Below are 15,945 nucleotides of genomic sequence, written 5' to 3'. Positions count from 1 at the left end.
CAGACATGATGGTAGAAACAAAATTATCGATGACTCAACAGGATGTTCGCTCTTATTCCGACCGAAACGGCGAACCGGAATGGTTTAAGGAGCTCCGCCTCTATGCACTTGGCCGGGCCGAAACCGCTCCGATGCCGGAAGTGGATAAGACGAAGCTGAATAAATGGAATTTTACACAGTTTACGGATTTCAGTGTGGCAAGCCCGGCGTACAGTTCTTTAAATGAACTGCCTGAGAAAGTAAAAGCGCTCGTGGATCTCGAAAATGCGAAAAAGAATCTCTATATCCAGCATAACCAGACGCGGGCCTACCTTTCCCTGTCGGAAGGCGCAAAAGCAAAAGGGGTCATCCTGACAGATATTTTTACAGCCGTAAAAGAACATCCTGACCTCGTGAAAAAGTACTTCATGACAGATGCAGTAAAAGTGGATGAACACCGTTTGACCGCCCTCCATGCAGCTTTGGTGAACGGCGGGACATTTTTATACTTGCCGAAAAATGTAGTGCTGGAAGAACCGGTTCAGGCCATTTATGTGCACGACCATGAAACGGCGCCGCTTTTCAACCATGTGCTGGTGGTGGCGGATGAAAACAGTGCGGTTACTTACGTTGAAAACTATATTTCGACAAACGACAATGCAAAAGGCATCGTCAATATTGTTACGGAAGTCATTGCCGAAGCGAACGCAAAAATCGAATATGGTGCGGTTGACGCGCTTGCGGAAGGCGTCACCACTTATGTGAACCGCCGGGGCTACGCCGGACGCGATGCACAGATTGAATGGGCGCTTGGCATGATGAACGACGGCAATACGATTTCCGACAATACAACCAACCTGATGGGCGACGGATCCGTTTCCCATTCCAAAACAGTTGTCGTGAGCTGCGGAAAACAAATCCAAAACTATACAACAAGGATAGCCCACTTCGGAAAAAATACAGAAAGCTTTATTTTAAAACACGGCGTTGTAAAAGACGCCTCAACGATGATCTTTAACGGCATCGGCAAAATTGAGCATGGCGCGTCCAAATCGGATGCGGAACAGGAATCGCGTGTGTTGATGCTGAGCGAAAAAGCGCGCGGTGACGCCAACCCGATGCTCCTCATTGACGAAGATGATGTCATGGCCGGTCACGCCGCATCTGTCGGGCGCGTTGACCCTGTGCAGCTCTACTATTTGATGAGCCGGGGCATTACAAGAAGCGAAGCGGAAAGGCTGATCATCCACGGCTTCCTCGCTCCGGTTGTCACGCAGCTGCCGATTGAAAGTGTAAAAAAACAATTGACGGAAGTCATTGAAAGGAAAGTGCGATAATGGATATCAAAGAAGTTCGCCGGCAGTTTCCAATATTGGACCAGGAAGTAAACGGCCATCCGCTTGTTTATTTAGACAGTGCTGCGACTTCACAAAAGCCGCTCCGTGTCATTGAAGCCGTCAATCAGTATTACCGTGAATACAATTCGAATGTCCACCGCGGCGTCCATACACTCGGGACAAAAGCGACCGACCGCTATGAAGGCGCGCGCGAAAAAGTCCGCAAATTTATCGGCGCTGAGTCGACGGAAGAAGTGGTGTTCACGAAAGGGACGACAGCCGGGTTAAACTTGGTTGCGCACAGTTTCGGGAACGACCATGTGCAGGAAGGCGATGAAATCGTCATTACGTATATGGAACACCACAGCAACCTGATTCCGTGGCAGCAGCTTGCGAAAAGAAAAGGCGCCGTTTTAAAATATATGCCGATGCAAGAAGATGGCACATTACGGCTTGAAGATGTGCAAAAAACGATTACGGACCAAACCAAAATGGTTGCCGTGGCGCTCATTTCCAACGTGCTCGGAACGATTAACCCGGTCAGGGAAATTGCGAAAATCGCACACAGCCACGGTGCTTATATGGTTGTCGATGCCGCCCAAGGCGCGCCGCATCTGAAAATCGATGTGAAGGATCTGGAATGCGACTTTTTAGCCTTCTCCAGCCATAAAATGTGCGGCCCGACCGGTGTGGGCGTCCTGTACGGGAAAAAAGCGCTGCTTGAAAATATGGAACCGCTCGAGTACGGCGGGGAAATGATCGATTTTGTCGGCCTCTATGATTCCACATGGAAAGAACTCCCGTGGAAATTTGAAGGGGGCACGCCGATCATTGCCGGAGCGATCGGGCTCGGGGAAGCCATCGATTTTCTCGAGGAAATCGGGCTCGATGCAATCCAGGCGTATGAACACAATTTGAGCGCCTATGCTCTGGATCAGCTTTCCAAAGTGGAAGGCATTACGGTTTACGGCCCGAAAAAAGCCGATCAGCGGGCAGGGCTCGTCACGTTCAATTTGAAAGATGTGCACCCGCATGACGTGGCGACCGTGCTCGATGCGGAAGGAATCGCGATCCGCGCCGGTCACCACTGCGCACAGCCTTTGATGAAATGGCTCAATGTTTCCGCCACTGCGCGTGCAAGCTTTTATTTATACAATACAAAAGAAGATATTGACAAACTGGTTGCCGGTATCGTCAAAGCAAAGGAGTATTTCACAAATGTCTTCTAATAACCTTGATGCGCTGTACCGCAGCGTGATTATGGACCACTATAAAAATCCGCGAAACAGGGGCAGTTTGGAAGATGGAAGCCTGACGATCGATATGAATAACCCGACTTGCGGCGACCGGATCCATTTGACGATGAAAGTGGAAGACGACATCATCAAAGACGCGAAATTTACCGGCGAGGGCTGTTCAATTTCGATGGCGTCCGCTTCCATGATGACGCAGTCGATAAAGGGAAAAACGGTGGAGGAAGCGGTGAAGCTTTCCCATATTTTCTCGGAAATGGTGCAGGGAAAAGAATACGAAGATGATATTGACCTCGGTGATATTGAAGCTTTGCACGGCGTTTCGAAATTCCCTGCCCGGATCAAATGTGCGACGTTGGCATGGAAGGCGATGGAAAAAGGGGTCAAAGAAGAAAAAGGAATGGAGGAATGATGGCTGATGGCTAAAAAAATGCCGGAAATCGGAGATTATAAGTACGGCTTTCGGGATAAAGACGTTTCCATTTTTCGTGCGAATCGCGGATTAACGAAAGAAATTGTGGAAGAAATTTCAAAAATGAAAGAGGAACCGCAATGGATGCTTGATTTCCGCCTGAAATCCCTGGAGCATTTTTACAACAAACCGATGCCGCAATGGGGCGGGGACCTCTCCGGGCTGGACTTTGATGACATTACGTATTATGTAAAGCCGACCGAACATGCCGGCCGTTCCTGGGATGAAGTGCCGCAGGAAATCAAAAATACGTTTGATAAACTCGGTATTCCGGAAGCGGAACAAAAATATTTGGCAGGCGTTTCTGCGCAATACGAATCGGAAGTCGTATACCATAATATGAAACAGGATTTGGAAAAACTCGGCATTGTTTTCAAAGACACGGATTCCGCGTTAAAGGAAAATGAAGATATTTTCCGCAAATATTGGGCAACAGTCGTTCCTCCGACAGACAATAAATTTGCGGCTTTGAACTCGGCTGTATGGTCGGGCGGTTCCTTCATCTATGTTCCGCCTGGCGTAAAAGTCGACACGCCGCTGCAGGCTTATTTCCGGATTAACTCGGAAAACATGGGGCAGTTTGAACGGACATTGATTATCGTCGATGAAGGCGCGTCCGTCCACTATGTCGAAGGGTGCACGGCACCGGTTTATACGACGAACTCGCTCCACAGCGCCGTTGTTGAAATCATCGTCAAGAAAAATGCATACTGCCGCTATACGACGATCCAAAACTGGGCGAACAACGTCTACAACCTCGTTACGAAACGTGCGGTGTGTGATGAAAATGCGACGATGGAATGGATCGACGGGAACATCGGCTCGAAATTAACGATGAAATATCCATCCGTGCTGCTGAGAGGGGAAGGCGCGCGCGGCATGACACTGTCGATCGCAATCGCCGGAAAAGGCCAGCACCAGGATGCCGGCTCAAAAATGTACCATTTGGCACCAAATACTTCCTCTACGATCGTGTCAAAATCGATCTCGAAGCACGGCGGCAAAGTGACGTATCGCGGTATGGTGCATTTCGGCCGGAAAGCGGACGGCGCCCGCGCCAACATCGAGTGCGACACGCTCATTATGGATAACCAATCAACATCCGATACGATTCCGTACAACGAAATCTTGAACGACAATATTTCGCTCGAACACGAAGCAAAAGTATCGAAAGTATCGGAAGAACAGCTTTTCTATTTGATGAGCCGCGGTATTTCCGAACAGGAAGCAACGGAAATGATCGTCATGGGCTTCATCGAGCCATTTACAAAAGAACTGCCGATGGAATACGCCGTTGAAATGAACCGCCTCATCAAATTCGAGATGGAAGGCTCCATTGGTTAACAGTAAAAAACATCCGCTGCAGTAAGTCTGTAGCGGATGTTTTTTCATTCTTTGCTTTACGGGCAATTTTCAGGAGGGGTTTTGCAAATACGTTATCCAAAAGCCCGCACCGTTTTTAAAATCGTGATAAAATAAAATCCATAAGCATATAGGATACAGGGCGGCTGTTTCAAACGGCTGTCTGTACATTACCCTCACCATGATAAGGGGACCGGCAATGAACGAAATTTTACATATATACCATACAAATGATATTCACAGTCATTTTGAAAACTGGCCGAAGATCCGGCATTTTTTACAACGGAAAAAGGAGCAGCATGCCCGGAACAATGAAGAAATGCTGCTTTTTGACCTCGGTGACCATGTGGACAGGTGTCATCCATATACAGAAGGGACGATGGGAAAAGCGAACGTCCGGCTCTTGAACGAACTTGGATACCTGGCTGCCACGATCGGCAACAATGAAGGGATTACGATGCCGCACGACGCCTTGGACACGCTGTACCAGGAGGCCCAATTCGATATTATCCTTGCCAACTTGTACGATGATAATTTTAAACGGCCAAAGTGGACAGTGCCGCGGAAAATTTACACTACAAAAGGCGGCGTAAGAATCGGTGTTACCGGGGTGACAGCGCCGTTTTATAAATTGTACAGGCTGCTTGGCTGGCAAATCTCCAACCCGCTTAAAGAACTCGAAACGCAGATTGATTTTTTAAAAAAACAGGCGGATATTATTGTCGTACTTTCGCATTTAGGGATTCACGAAGACCTCATCGTTGCAAAGCTATATCCGGAAGTCGATCTCATTTTAGGCGGGCATACGCACCATGTGCTGGAAAAAGGAGAAACGGACGGGCAGACACTGCTGGCAGCTGCTGGGAAATACGGTTATTATCTCGGCCATGTGAAGCTGGAGATCGATCCGGGCGCCAAAAAAATCGTTCACCGCTCGGCGCGCGCTTTGCCGACCGGCAACTTTCAGGAACCGCATGATGAAGCAAGCGAAATTGAACATTATTATTTTGAGGGAAAAAAATTATTGGACAAAAAGCTTGTGTATTTGCCGGAAACATTGGAATCGGACTGGTTCAGAGATAACTGCCTCGCGGGACTGCTTTGCGAAGCGGTGATGGAATGGTGCGGCGCGGACTGCGCTTTTTTAAATGCCGGCCTGGTGCTTGGCAGCCTAGAACAAGGACCGGTAACAAAATTCGACCTGCACCGCATCCTCCCGCATCCGATCAACCCGTGCCTGATCGAACTGACGGGCGCCCAGCTTCAGGAGGTGCTTTTGGCAACGCTGGATCCGAAATGGCCACATCTTGAATTGAAAGGGCTCGGCTTCCGCGGGAAAATCATGGGGCAGTTTGTATACCGGAGAATTCAGTTCAACCATGCACTGCGCAAAATATACATTAACGGGCAGCCAGTTGCCCCGGACCGTATTTATAAGCTGGGCACGATTGACATGTATACGTTCGGAAACTTTTTTCCGCATATCCGGGAGGCCGAAATTCATTATTTCATGCCGGAGTTTTTGCGGGATGTGCTCGAGTGGAAACTGGTGGAACTTTACAAGGTACGGCCATAGGAACCTTTCACGGCCCTTTTCATAAAGTATGGAAGAAGACTTGAGAAAGGGGCGAATGGAATTGGTAACCGTATCACCGGTTGAAATCGAAGGGCATACGTTTATCGCGACAACTGTCCGGCTGCCGAAAACGACCTTATTAACGGTTTCAAACGAAAAAGGCTATATTATGTGCGGGGCGCTTGATGTCGGCCTGCTGAATGAAAAGTTAAAGGATCGCCATATTATTGCCGGCAGGGCGGTCGGCGTAAAAACAATTGAACAATTATTGGAAGCGCCGCTTGAGTCGGTCACATATGAAGCGGAAAAAATCGGCGTAACAGCGGGAATGCGCGGGAAAGACGCCCTGTTGAAAATGGTTTAATGCGGCAGAAATAGACAAAAAAAGCGTGCGGGCTGTGTGCCGAAATGTCCTTTATCAAGGTTATCTTAAAGGACAGCATCATACCAATCAGGACGGAAAACCATCATAATCCCCCCAAAAGCAGCATAGAATTGCTTGCAGGGGGGATTTTTGATGGGAAAATTCCGCACCTCTAAATTCCGGCGGCGGGGGCCTTTGCCGACACGGTATGTACTTTTACTTTCTTGCGTGTTTTTTACTGTGGCCACCATCGTCAGTATCATTATTATTGACGAAGGCATTAAACCGACATTAATGCGGTACGCCGAATCGGAAACGAAAAAACTTGCCGCTTATGTTACAAATCAGGCGATTGAAGACCATGTAAGAGGCGGCAAAAACAGCAAGCTGGATACGATTGATCCGCAGGAACTGGCGCTTGTCCAGTCAGAAATTGAAAACCAGATCATCCGCCAGTTTAAAGAAGTGGAAAAAGGGAATATTACTTCTCTTGAAGAAATTTCAAATGACGGGATGCTCAATGGAAAGAAAAAATCGGAAGCCGAAATTTTTTCTGTTCCGCTTGGAAAAGTGACCAATATTGCTTTGCTCGGGAACATCGGTCCTGATATTCCGGTCACTTTTCAAATGGTTGGCGATGTTGAGAGTTCCAATATCAAGGTAAAAAAAGAAGAGTACGGGATTAACAACGCTTTTTTCTATATTTATGTGCAGTTAAAAATCAAAATGCAGGTCATTATTCCATTTGCTTCTGATGTCATTACGTATACGCGTGATGTACCGCTGGCAATGGGAAATTACAACGGCGATGTACCGCAGTTTTACAACGGAAATGGCAGTACCGCGGCGCCGTTGATCGAACCGCCGAAAAGCTCAAAATAACAGGCGCTGCAGCCGCATTGTAGCGCCTCATTGTTGATTGAGTATTTTTCACCCGGTACACAAATGTGATGGGTAGTGGCTCCCTCCCCCATTCCAAACCGTATTGATTGCCCGGTGCCAGATGTGCGGGCCAGCTCCCGGTGCAATATGCAGCGCCTGCGCTATATGTGCTGGCGAAATGATTGCAGTACCCGCACCGTTGTTTTTTCTGCTTCTCGAGATATTCCCATCTCTGCAAATATGGGTACGGGTCAAAAGACCATTCGCTGCGCCCGTTGTCTTTGTACATGCCGTAGTGCAAGTGCGGTGGGAATTTGCCGGATGTGCCGGGCGGGCCGTAGCCGGTGCTGCCGACGCCGCCAATTACCATGCCGGGTTTCACGACCTGGCCGACATGGATATTTTTTGCATAGCCGCTCAAATGGGCAAAATAATGGTACGTATTGTTTAAATCACGGATGCCGATGCGCCAGCCGCCGTATTTATTCCAGCCTTTCATCTCGACAACCCCGTAGCAGGTGGCGCGCACCGGGACGCCGTAATCGGCAAAAATGTCCGTGCCTTCATGGATCCGGCGGCCGCCCCAGCCCCTGCGGTCGCCCCATGTGCTCCGGTAGTTGTAATTGTACCCTAGCGGGAGCGGGAAAGCTTGGTCTGTTAACTCGATCGTGCCGAACGTATTGTAAATTTTTGCTTTTTCCGTAATCAGCTGTACCGCTTTATCCCGTTTGTAATAATGCCAGAGCGCAATCTCGATATTATCGTCATCCGTGCCGTACTTTAGCAAATTATCACTCATCGTGTACAGGACGTCTAAATCATTGTTGCGGTCAGCTTTGCCGTCGCCGTCCCCGTCTTTACCGATCCCCCCAAATAAGGTAATCGTAAGCGGCCGGTTGTCATTTCGGTCCGGGTTCGCAATCCCCGCCCATTTTTCAGGGGAAAAATAAATGGAAATAAGTCCGGACGGTTTTGGCAAATCGGAACGGGCAAAACGGATGCTCCGTTCATATTGGTCAATGGCAGCCAAAACATACCACGGGATTTGCGTGAACGTTTCCATATTTTTGTAAAGTTCCATCCGCTTTTTATACATTTCCCCGTCGGATCGTTCTTTTGCATAGGCGGGAATTGCAGAAAATCCGAGACCTATCACGATGCAAAAAAGCAAAATGTATCGCAAATTGAAACCCCTCTTTCTGTCTATCTCATAAGTTTAGTGTGGGAAAGGAGGAGTATTTTCATAAATATAAAATATTGGAAAACCGGTTGCGTTTTCTTTTAAAAAATGTGCCAAATATGTTAAAGTGAAAAAGAACAAACTCGGGTGAACGAGTGGGAGATGAGAAAATGAAGAAACAGGAAGACGTTTTGCGCAAACCCGAATGGCTGAAAATTAAGTTAAATACAAATGAAAGCTATACGGGATTAAAGAAATTGATGCGCGCGGAAAATTTACATACCGTCTGTGAAGAGGCAAGATGTCCGAATATCCATGAATGCTGGGGGACAAGGCGGACTGCCACTTTTATGATTTTGGGCGATGTATGCACGCGAGCATGCCGTTTCTGCGCCGTAAAAACCGGTCTGCCTTCCGAACTTGACTGGCAGGAGCCGGAACGTGTTGCTGAATCGGTACAAAAGATGAACCTGAAGCATGTTGTCGTCACGATGGTGGCCCGCGATGATTTGAAAGACGGAGGGGCTGCAATAATGGCCGAAACAGTCCGCGCAATCCGCCGTAAAAACCCGTTTACAACGGTTGAAGTGCTGCCATCCGATCTTCAGGGGCGTTACGAAAGTTTGAGAACGCTTATGGATGCAAGACCGGATATTTTAAATCATAATATTGAAACCGTACGCAGGCTGACAAGGAGAGTCCGCGCCCGCGCAACATACGACCGTTCGCTTGAATTTTTGCGCCGCGCGAAAGAGATGCAGCCGGATATCCCGACGAAATCGAGCATTATGGTCGGCCTCGGTGAAACGAAGGAAGAGCTGGCGGAAGCAATGGACGATCTGCGTGCAAACAAGGTGGACATTCTGACGATCGGGCAGTATTTGCAGCCGACGAAAAAACATATGAAAGTCGTCAAATACTATCATCCGGATGAATTTGCGGAATTAAAGAAAATTGCGCTTGCAAAAGGCTTCAGCCACTGCGAATCGGGCCCGCTCGTCCGCTCTTCCTACCATGCGGATGAACAGGTGAACGCCGTCGCAAAAGCGAAGCATATTTTAGGGAACGTAGAGACACAGGAAGTATAAGGGAATCTTTGCTGCGCATCCGGAAGGGCGCAGCTTTTCTGTTTCTTCCGGATCTTTCCTCAAAATTTTTACCTGTCCGGCTTAGAATTTGCACAAGTTTTCGCTATAATTGAAAGGGAAGAAGTCCGCATGGGCGGCTGGAAAAAATGGAGGGATGAAATTGGTAACCATCCATCGCCATACATACGAAATTATCACCAATTACCGGAACGGCTATAATGAAGAGGCATTCCGGAGCAGATACAGCGAGATTTTAGAAAAGTACGATTATATCGTTGGGGATTGGGGCTACGGCCAGCTGCGGCTGCGCGGGTTTTTCGACGACCGCAACCCGAAATCCACTTTCGATACAAAAATCAGTACGCTCACGGAATATCTTTATGAATACTGTAACTTTGGGTGCGCATATTTTGTCGCAAAAAAAGTCGATTTGAAATAGGAACGGCGCCATCATTCCAAATGGCGCTTCTTTCTGAGAGGATCTGTTTATTTAATTGTTGATCCGCCCATTTCTGAGATTCCCCGTGTTGGGGTATCGGGCGGGGAGGACCGCGGACGTGTCATGAGCGAAGCGGATTTCGCGATCATCAACATTGATCACGAACACAGCCTTTTGATAAAATGTTGAATAGATTCGATAGAAGGTGACGATATGTATTTTGTGGATCGCGATAAAATAGAAGAGACGCTTCGGTTTATGGAAGGACGGCTGGCACTGTTCAAGGCACAGCCGGGTTGGCAGGCGGATATTGAAAAGGCGGCATTGGAAAGGATCGCCGAAACCATCATCGAGTCGATTCTCGATGCCGGGAATGCGATGATTGACGGCTTCATTATGCGTGATCCGGGCAGTTATGAAGACATTATCGACATTTTGCACGATGAAAACGTCATTTCTGCCGAATCGGCGAAGCAGCTGACAGAAGTGATTTCGTTGCGGAAGCATCTTGTCCGTGAATATACGCGCATTGATTATAAAAAGCTCGGGCTGGTGCTTTTAGAAAGCCTCAATGCGCTTGAACAGTTTCCGGAAGATGTGCGGTCCTATTTGGCGAATGAACTCGGCCCGGTCAACGCCTTTAAAAGCGAATAATTTTGGAAAGCAACATAATAGAGAGAGGAATTGCAACATGAAAGAGTATAAAGCGTATTTGATTGACTTGGATGGGACGATGTACCGCGGTACGGAAAAAATAGAGGAAGCCGGCGATTTTGTCCGGCGGTTGCAGCAAAAGGGCATCCCGTATTTGTTTGTCACGAATAACTCCTCGAGGACGCCTGCCCAGGTTGCGGAAAAGCTGCGCGGTTTTGACGTCCCGGCGGAAACGGAGCAGGTATTTACGACTTCGATGGCAACCGCCCAGTACATTTATGATGAAAAGCCGGACGCTTCGGTATATGTGATCGGCGAAGAAGGGATCCAGGCCGCAATCAAAGAAAAAGGGTTTAAGGTGACAGAAGACCATCCGGATTACGTTGTGTTCGGCATCGACCGAGACATCAATTATGAAAAGCTGGCAATCGGCTGTATTGCCATCCGCAACGGGGCGAAATTTGTTTCCACAAACGGTGATATTGCGATCCCGACCGAGCGCGGGCTTTTGCCGGGGAACGGGTCTTTAACGTCGGTGCTCACGGTGGCGACGCAGACCAAGCCGGTATTTATCGGAAAACCGGAACCGATTATTACGGAGCAGGCTCTTGCCTATCTCGGCGCGAAAAAAGAGGAAACGATTATGGTCGGGGACAACTATGATACCGATATTTTGGCGGGCATCCGCACCGGCATTGACACGCTGCTTGTCCACACTGGGGTAACGACAAAGGAAATTTTGAAAACGAAAAAAATCCAGCCGACTTACACGATTGATTCCCTCGACCAGTGGAAAGTGTGAAAGGGCAGGTTTTAATCATTTTAGCGGAAAAGCTCTAATCATGTTCATGATCGTGAAATTTACCCTTCCCGCTAGGTGTCCAGGGGAACTTCACGGTAATCAAAAATGTACAGAAAAAGCGGTGGGGCATGATTGTGCCCCACCGCTTTTTTTCATGGCTGGACATGCGCCGCCCGGTGTGCATGGCGGCTGGCGGCTGCAGCGGCGATGGCGCCGACGATATCATCGAGGAACGTATTGCACGTCCCATCCGAATGGTCGTTAAGTTTCGCCAAAATGCCCGGCTTTTGCTTATCAATATAACCGTAGTTCGTAAATCCGATTGAACCGTACACGTTTACAATCGATAAAGCCATAATTTCATCAATGCCGTAAAGGCTCTCGTCCACCGCAATCGTGCTTTGCAGCGGTTCATCGAGCATCCCTTTTTCGGCCAGTATGTCAAGCTGGATGCCGGTTAAAATCGCATTTTGCACTTCGCGTTTGGAAAGCACTGCATTGACGCTTTCGATGCAGTCTTCCAGGGTCATATCCGGAAAATATTTTTTTTGCAAATAAAGGACAAGTTCCGCGATATCTTCGACTTTAACGCCCCGCTCTTTCAGCCATTGGCGCGCAATTTGTTCTGAAACATTCATTTCTTTTTGGTTTTCCATTTTCTCACCTCTATGTTTCCATTATCAATTCATTGTTTTCTTTAGCATGATCATTCTAATTGATTTTATGAGATCAAGCAAGAATACACGTTCCTTCACATATAATGAAAAAGGCAAGAGCAGGCGCGGTACATTTTCAAGGGGGGACGGTTTTGGCTCAAGCTATACTGAAAAAATATTACGGGATTGACGCTGAACATTCTTTTTTTGACGGAAAACTGGTGCGCTATGAAGCAAACGGCAACCTCTATACACTTGTTCCCGTTACAGGCATCCCTGAAAACGTTCTTGTTGAATTATATGAAATGTCCCACCATCTCGTGACGAACGGGGACCGGTATGCTTCCGCTTTTTATCCGTCAAAAGAACAGAAATTTCTCGTAACGGATGAAGAATATGATTATGTTTTACTGGAAAACCGTTATAAAAAAGCGTTCGGAAATATGCGGACGGGGCGCAAACTGGCGAAATTCCACCTGCGCGGCAGGACGATTCCCGCGAATATCACAGAAACCAACCGGATGGGGGAATGGAAAAAATATTGGGAGCAGCGCCTAGAACAGATGGAACAGGCGTGGTACCGGACAGTGGAAGAACACCCGGACCATCCGTTTGAACAGATGTTTGTGGAGTCTTTCCCTTATTACATGGGGCTTTGCGAAAATGCGATCCAGTATGTTGTCGATACGGAATTGGATGAACAATCGGCGGAGAACGATGCGGGCACCATATGCCATGAACGTTTTTCAGACGGGGTTTGGGGGCGCAAATATATCATCCATCACCCGTTTGACTGGGTGTTTGACCATGCTGCACGGGATATTGCCGAATGGATTCGATGGCAGTATCTCCAAAAACAGCACACATACCGGCCGGATGTCCGGGCTTTCTTGCGGCAGTACGAGTCGCTTGCGCCGCTTTCCCCGTTTGCATGGCGGCTTGTGTATGCGCGCCTTCTGTTTCCGCTCCATTATTTTGAATGTGTGGAAGCGTATTTCCTGTCCCGCTCGGAAAAAGAGCAAAAAATGCATGAGGAAAAGCTGGAAAGAATATTGCGGGGCACAGGGCAGTATGAAGCTTTTTTGGCGGAATTTTACGAGCTCGCGGAAGTCCCGGCAAGAAAGTACAACATCCCCCGGATTGCGTGGCTGAAAAGTTAGCAGTTATAAAAAGAGCGGCTCCTTATAGAAACCGCCCTTATCCTGATGTGCCCATTAAAATACTTGCTCGACTTCCACGATGCCAGGAACTTCTTCAAATAATGCGCGTTCAATGCCGGCTTTCAGTGTAATGGTGGAACTCGGGCAGCTGCCGCAAGCCCCCAGAAGGCGGAGTTTAACAATGCCATCTTCCACGTCGATCAGCTCGCAGTCCCCGCCGTCGCGAAGCAAAAATGGGCGCAGTTTATCCAATACTTCCTGAACTTGTTCTGTAATCGTATCTGCAGGCATATGATCGCTCCTTTCTTTATTCCCATTATAATCAGGATTTGCGGAAAAATCTATTAAAGAATATTAAAAAACGGGATATAGTGTTTTCCTTTTGCAACGCTGTTGTGTACAATAAAGATAAAGACTCCGTTAAAACCGTGCGGCAGAGAAAAGGGGTGGGACCATTGGCAAAAAAGGTGACGATTCAAGTATACGGGGCGGAACAAGTTTGTGCAAGCTGCGTCGGCGCCCCGTCATCAAAAGATACGTTTGAATGGCTAGGGGCGGCGTTGTCGCGCAAATACCCGGGCCAGCCGTTCGACATGCGGTACATCGACATTTTCAGCCCTGGCGATGACCCGGATGAGAAAGCTTTTGCGCAAAAAGTGCTCGATGAGGACTTGTTTTACCCGGTTGTCGTCATTGAAGGCGAAGTGGCCGCGGAAGGTAATCCCACATTAAAAAAGATTTACGCCAAAATGGAACAATACGGGTATACTCCCTCAAATGCGCAATCGTTGTTTCGTACGGTATAAATGTTTATAATCGAATTAAAGGAGGTTCGGATCATGAGTGAAGTGGTAACCATTACGGAAGCGGCTGCTTACCAAATTAAAGATATGATGGAGCAAAACGATGAACAGGGCGCTTATTTCCGCGTGGCGGTGAACGGCGGGGGCTGCAGCGGCTTGTCGTACGGACTGTCGCTCGACCATGACATAAAAGAAGGGGACACGGTCAGCGAACAGCACGGCATCCGGATCCTCGTCGACAATGAAAGTGCCCCGATTTTAACCGGCACGGTGATCGATTATAAACAGTCGCTACTTGGCGGCGGGTTTACGATCGATAACCCGAATGCCATTGCCACATGCGGTTGTGGTTCTTCATTTAAAACGGCAACAAAGGCAGGCACGCCTGAAAAATGCTAATGGGGGAAAAGCGTATCATCATGATGCGCTTCTTTTTTTGTAAGGCTATGTTATTGATCAATGTTGAGGGCCGCTAATTTCTGAGACTCATGCGGGATAAGCGGACAAGAAGAGACCCCGCAGTGAGGTATCGAGCGGGGAGGCCCGCGGCGCGTGCGGAGAGCGAGTGAATTCCGCGATCATCAACATTCTCAGATAACATGACATTACATAAAAAAGGGGGTGCCCCCAGGTCAATCTACCGACTTTTGGGACAGCCCCGTTGCTTATTCAAACAGAGATGTGCTGTGCATCGGTTGGACGCGCGCTTTCGGGTCAATATAGGTTTTGGCGTTGCTGATGGCGGTTGTCGCTTCCCCGAACCCGGTCACAATCAAATTCACTTTTCCTTCAAACGTGCAAACATCGCCCGCAGCATAAACGCCTGGGATGTTCGTTTCCATTTTGGAGTTGACAACGATCGAATTTTTCTGGATTTCAAGGCCCCAGTCTTTAATCGGGCCGAGTGAGGAAACAAAGCCGTAATTGCAAATAAGAGCATCGATATCGAGCGTTTCTTTCGCATCGCCTTTCACTTCTTCAATGACAAGCTGCGAAATCTTTTCCCCGTCACCGATAACTTCACTTGCCACAAACGGTGTTTTGATATCCACGCGCGATTGTTTCAACTGTTCTACCGTGTGCTCATGGGCGCGGAATTTATCACGGCGGTGGATGAGCGTCACTTTTTCGGCGATCGGTTCGAGGCTAAGCGCCCAGTCCACAGCAGAATCGCCGCCGCCTAAAATCGCAACTTTTTTGCCTGCAAACTGGTCTATGCCGTTAATGAAATAATAAAGGTTCTTTCCTTCGTATTGGGCTGCATTTTCGACTTCCAGGCGGCGCGGTTGGAATGCGCCGACACCGGCAGTGATAATGACCGCTTTTGAATGATGGACCTCTTTGTCTGTTGTCAGCGTAAAAAGGCCGTCTTCGCCTTTTTCAAGCTTTTCCACGGACTGGCCGAGGCAGACGGTTGGCTTAAACATGGAAGCCTGCTCTTTTAAATTGTTCACCAGATCAATGGCTTTTACTTTCGGATAGCCGGCAACATCATAAATATATTTTTCGGGATAAAGCGCGGCCAGCTGCCCGCCAAGCTGTGGCAGGCTTTCGATAATTTTCACGGACATTTTGCGCAATCCGCCGTAAAATGCCGTAAATAAGCCGGTCGGCCCCCCGCCTATGATCGTTATATCGTAAACGGTTTGATCTTCCTTCAACGAAACCCCTCCAATATTCTTCATTCTTTACCATCATAGCACATTTCGTGTACAGGCGCACAGGCGGAAACCGTTAAAAAACAATAAGAAAATGAGGAGAAAAGTAAATATATTTGAATATTTTTATTATTATTTCAGTACAGTTTTTGATTGAAAAATCAGTGCAAAAAGCATATGATTGAGTAGGGAAAAACGTGTATTTTTTGTGACATTTCTATGTACAATTTGTGACAAATCGAACGAAAAACAACGTGATCGAAATCACAAAGAATTATGT

At 47.9% G+C, this 15,945-nt stretch carries 16 protein-coding genes and 2 pseudogenes; 14 read left to right on the top strand and 4 right to left on the bottom strand.

The window, feature by feature from the left end:
* Positions 1-5: 5 nt before the first annotated feature.
* From sufD to yunB, 7 genes are all read left to right on the top strand, one after another.
* On the top strand, positions 6-1,316 hold the full coding sequence (gene sufD / locus GBH70_RS06225; protein WP_151680229.1) for a Fe-S cluster assembly protein SufD: 1,311 nt from the start codon (positions 6-8) through the stop codon (positions 1,314-1,316).
* A complete protein-coding gene (locus tag GBH70_RS06220; protein WP_151680228.1) occupies positions 1,316-2,545 on the top strand; it encodes a cysteine desulfurase in 1,230 nt (409 codons plus the stop codon). The genes sufD and GBH70_RS06220 overlap by 1 nt, the downstream gene beginning before the upstream one ends.
* On the top strand, positions 2,535-2,981 hold the full coding sequence (sufU, locus tag GBH70_RS06215) for a Fe-S cluster assembly sulfur transfer protein SufU (RefSeq protein WP_151680227.1): 447 nt from the start codon (positions 2,535-2,537) through the stop codon (positions 2,979-2,981). The genes GBH70_RS06220 and sufU overlap by 11 nt, the downstream gene beginning before the upstream one ends.
* Positions 2,982-2,987: 6 nt before the next feature.
* A complete protein-coding gene (sufB, locus tag GBH70_RS06210; protein ID WP_151680226.1) occupies positions 2,988-4,385 on the top strand; it encodes a Fe-S cluster assembly protein SufB in 1,398 nt (465 codons plus the stop codon).
* Positions 4,386-4,602: 217 nt separating this feature from the next.
* Positions 4,603-5,979 (top strand): bifunctional metallophosphatase/5'-nucleotidase, encoded by a 1,377-nt coding sequence (locus GBH70_RS06205; RefSeq protein ID WP_151680225.1) that lies wholly within the window; start codon positions 4,603-4,605, stop codon positions 5,977-5,979.
* Positions 5,980-6,034: 55 nt separating this feature from the next.
* A complete protein-coding gene (locus GBH70_RS06200; RefSeq protein WP_151680224.1) occupies positions 6,035-6,343 on the top strand; it encodes a YunC family protein in 309 nt (102 codons plus the stop codon).
* 153 nt (positions 6,344-6,496) lie between these two features.
* Positions 6,497-7,225: a sporulation protein YunB gene (yunB, locus tag GBH70_RS06195; RefSeq protein WP_151680223.1), complete on the top strand. Its 729-nt coding sequence runs from the start codon at positions 6,497-6,499 to the stop codon at positions 7,223-7,225.
* A 202-nt stretch (positions 7,226-7,427) separates the two neighbouring features.
* Here yunB and GBH70_RS06190 read toward each other — a convergent pair.
* A pseudogene (locus GBH70_RS06190) lies at positions 7,428-8,408 on the bottom strand (M23 family metallopeptidase); the annotation flags it as partial.
* Between the two features lie 167 nt (positions 8,409-8,575).
* Between GBH70_RS06190 and lipA the strand changes: the two are divergent.
* The 4 genes from lipA to GBH70_RS06170 all read left to right on the top strand — a co-directional run bounded on the left by lipA (position 8,576) and on the right by GBH70_RS06170 (position 11,388).
* On the top strand, positions 8,576-9,493 hold the full coding sequence (gene lipA / locus GBH70_RS06185) for a lipoyl synthase (protein ID WP_151680222.1): 918 nt from the start codon (positions 8,576-8,578) through the stop codon (positions 9,491-9,493).
* A gap of 154 nt (positions 9,494-9,647) precedes the next feature.
* Positions 9,648-9,932, top strand: coding sequence for a YutD family protein (locus GBH70_RS06180; protein ID WP_371862175.1), 285 nt, complete (start codon positions 9,648-9,650; stop codon positions 9,930-9,932).
* 213 nt (positions 9,933-10,145) lie between these two features.
* Positions 10,146-10,586, top strand: coding sequence for a DUF86 domain-containing protein (locus GBH70_RS06175; RefSeq protein ID WP_151680220.1), 441 nt, complete (start codon positions 10,146-10,148; stop codon positions 10,584-10,586).
* 37 nt (positions 10,587-10,623) lie between these two features.
* Entirely contained in the window at positions 10,624-11,388 is a 765-nt protein-coding gene (locus tag GBH70_RS06170; protein WP_151680219.1) for a TIGR01457 family HAD-type hydrolase, read from the top strand.
* Positions 11,389-11,540: 152 nt separating this feature from the next.
* Here the strand turns inward: GBH70_RS06170 and GBH70_RS06165 are convergent, their stop codons facing one another.
* On the bottom strand, positions 11,541-12,044 hold the full coding sequence (locus GBH70_RS06165; protein ID WP_151680218.1) for a phosphatidylglycerophosphatase A family protein: 504 nt from the start codon (positions 12,042-12,044) through the stop codon (positions 11,541-11,543).
* 152 nt (positions 12,045-12,196) lie between these two features.
* On the opposite strand from GBH70_RS06165, the gene yutH reads away from it, so the two are divergent.
* Positions 12,197-13,204, top strand: coding sequence for a spore coat putative kinase YutH (gene yutH, locus GBH70_RS06160; protein ID WP_151680217.1), 1,008 nt, complete (start codon positions 12,197-12,199; stop codon positions 13,202-13,204).
* Between the two features lie 54 nt (positions 13,205-13,258).
* Here yutH and GBH70_RS06155 read toward each other — a convergent pair.
* Positions 13,259-13,477, bottom strand: a pseudogene (locus GBH70_RS06155) (NifU family protein); the annotation flags it as partial.
* A 182-nt stretch (positions 13,478-13,659) separates the two neighbouring features.
* Here GBH70_RS06155 and GBH70_RS06150 point away from each other — a divergent pair.
* Entirely contained in the window at positions 13,660-14,010 is a 351-nt protein-coding gene (locus tag GBH70_RS06150; RefSeq protein WP_151680215.1) for a YuzD family protein, read from the top strand.
* Positions 14,011-14,043: 33 nt separating this feature from the next.
* Positions 14,044-14,406 (top strand): HesB/IscA family protein, encoded by a 363-nt coding sequence (locus tag GBH70_RS06145; protein ID WP_151680214.1) that lies wholly within the window; start codon positions 14,044-14,046, stop codon positions 14,404-14,406.
* A 266-nt stretch (positions 14,407-14,672) separates the two neighbouring features.
* Here GBH70_RS06145 and GBH70_RS06140 read toward each other — a convergent pair whose 3' ends face one another.
* Positions 14,673-15,668 (bottom strand): NAD(P)/FAD-dependent oxidoreductase, encoded by a 996-nt coding sequence (locus GBH70_RS06140; RefSeq protein WP_151680213.1) that lies wholly within the window; start codon positions 15,666-15,668, stop codon positions 14,673-14,675.
* Between the last annotated feature and the right edge of the window lie 277 nt (positions 15,669-15,945).

It is taken from the genome of Weizmannia acidilactici, assembly GCF_008974225.1.
Classification (GTDB): Bacteria; Bacillota; Bacilli; order Bacillales; family Bacillaceae_C; genus Weizmannia; species Weizmannia acidilactici.
Note: the sequence above shows the minus strand (reverse complement) of the source record. Positions and strands in the feature narration are given on the sequence as shown.

Excerpts from the sequence above, each read along its gene's own strand:
- sufD (WP_151680229.1), top strand. The coding sequence starts at position 6 with ATGATGGTAGAAACAAAATTATCGATGACTCAACAGGATGTTCGCTCT.
- GBH70_RS06220 (WP_151680228.1), top strand. The coding sequence starts at position 1,316 with ATGGATATCAAAGAAGTTCGCCGGCAGTTTCCAATATTGGACCAGGAA.
- sufU (WP_151680227.1), top strand. The coding sequence starts at position 2,535 with ATGTCTTCTAATAACCTTGATGCGCTGTACCGCAGCGTGATTATGGAC.
- sufB (WP_151680226.1), top strand. The coding sequence starts at position 2,988 with ATGGCTAAAAAAATGCCGGAAATCGGAGATTATAAGTACGGCTTTCGG.
- GBH70_RS06205 (WP_151680225.1), top strand. The coding sequence starts at position 4,603 with ATGAACGAAATTTTACATATATACCATACAAATGATATTCACAGTCAT.
- GBH70_RS06200 (WP_151680224.1), top strand. The coding sequence starts at position 6,035 with ATGGAATTGGTAACCGTATCACCGGTTGAAATCGAAGGGCATACGTTT.
- yunB (WP_151680223.1), top strand. The coding sequence starts at position 6,497 with ATGGGAAAATTCCGCACCTCTAAATTCCGGCGGCGGGGGCCTTTGCCG.
- lipA (WP_151680222.1), top strand. The coding sequence starts at position 8,576 with ATGAAGAAACAGGAAGACGTTTTGCGCAAACCCGAATGGCTGAAAATT.
- GBH70_RS06180 (WP_371862175.1), top strand. The coding sequence starts at position 9,648 with ATGAAATTGGTAACCATCCATCGCCATACATACGAAATTATCACCAAT.
- GBH70_RS06175 (WP_151680220.1), top strand. The coding sequence starts at position 10,146 with ATGTATTTTGTGGATCGCGATAAAATAGAAGAGACGCTTCGGTTTATG.
- GBH70_RS06170 (WP_151680219.1), top strand. The coding sequence starts at position 10,624 with ATGAAAGAGTATAAAGCGTATTTGATTGACTTGGATGGGACGATGTAC.
- GBH70_RS06165 (WP_151680218.1), bottom strand. The coding sequence starts at position 12,044 with ATGGAAAACCAAAAAGAAATGAATGTTTCAGAACAAATTGCGCGCCAA.
- GBH70_RS06145 (WP_151680214.1), top strand. The coding sequence starts at position 14,044 with ATGAGTGAAGTGGTAACCATTACGGAAGCGGCTGCTTACCAAATTAAA.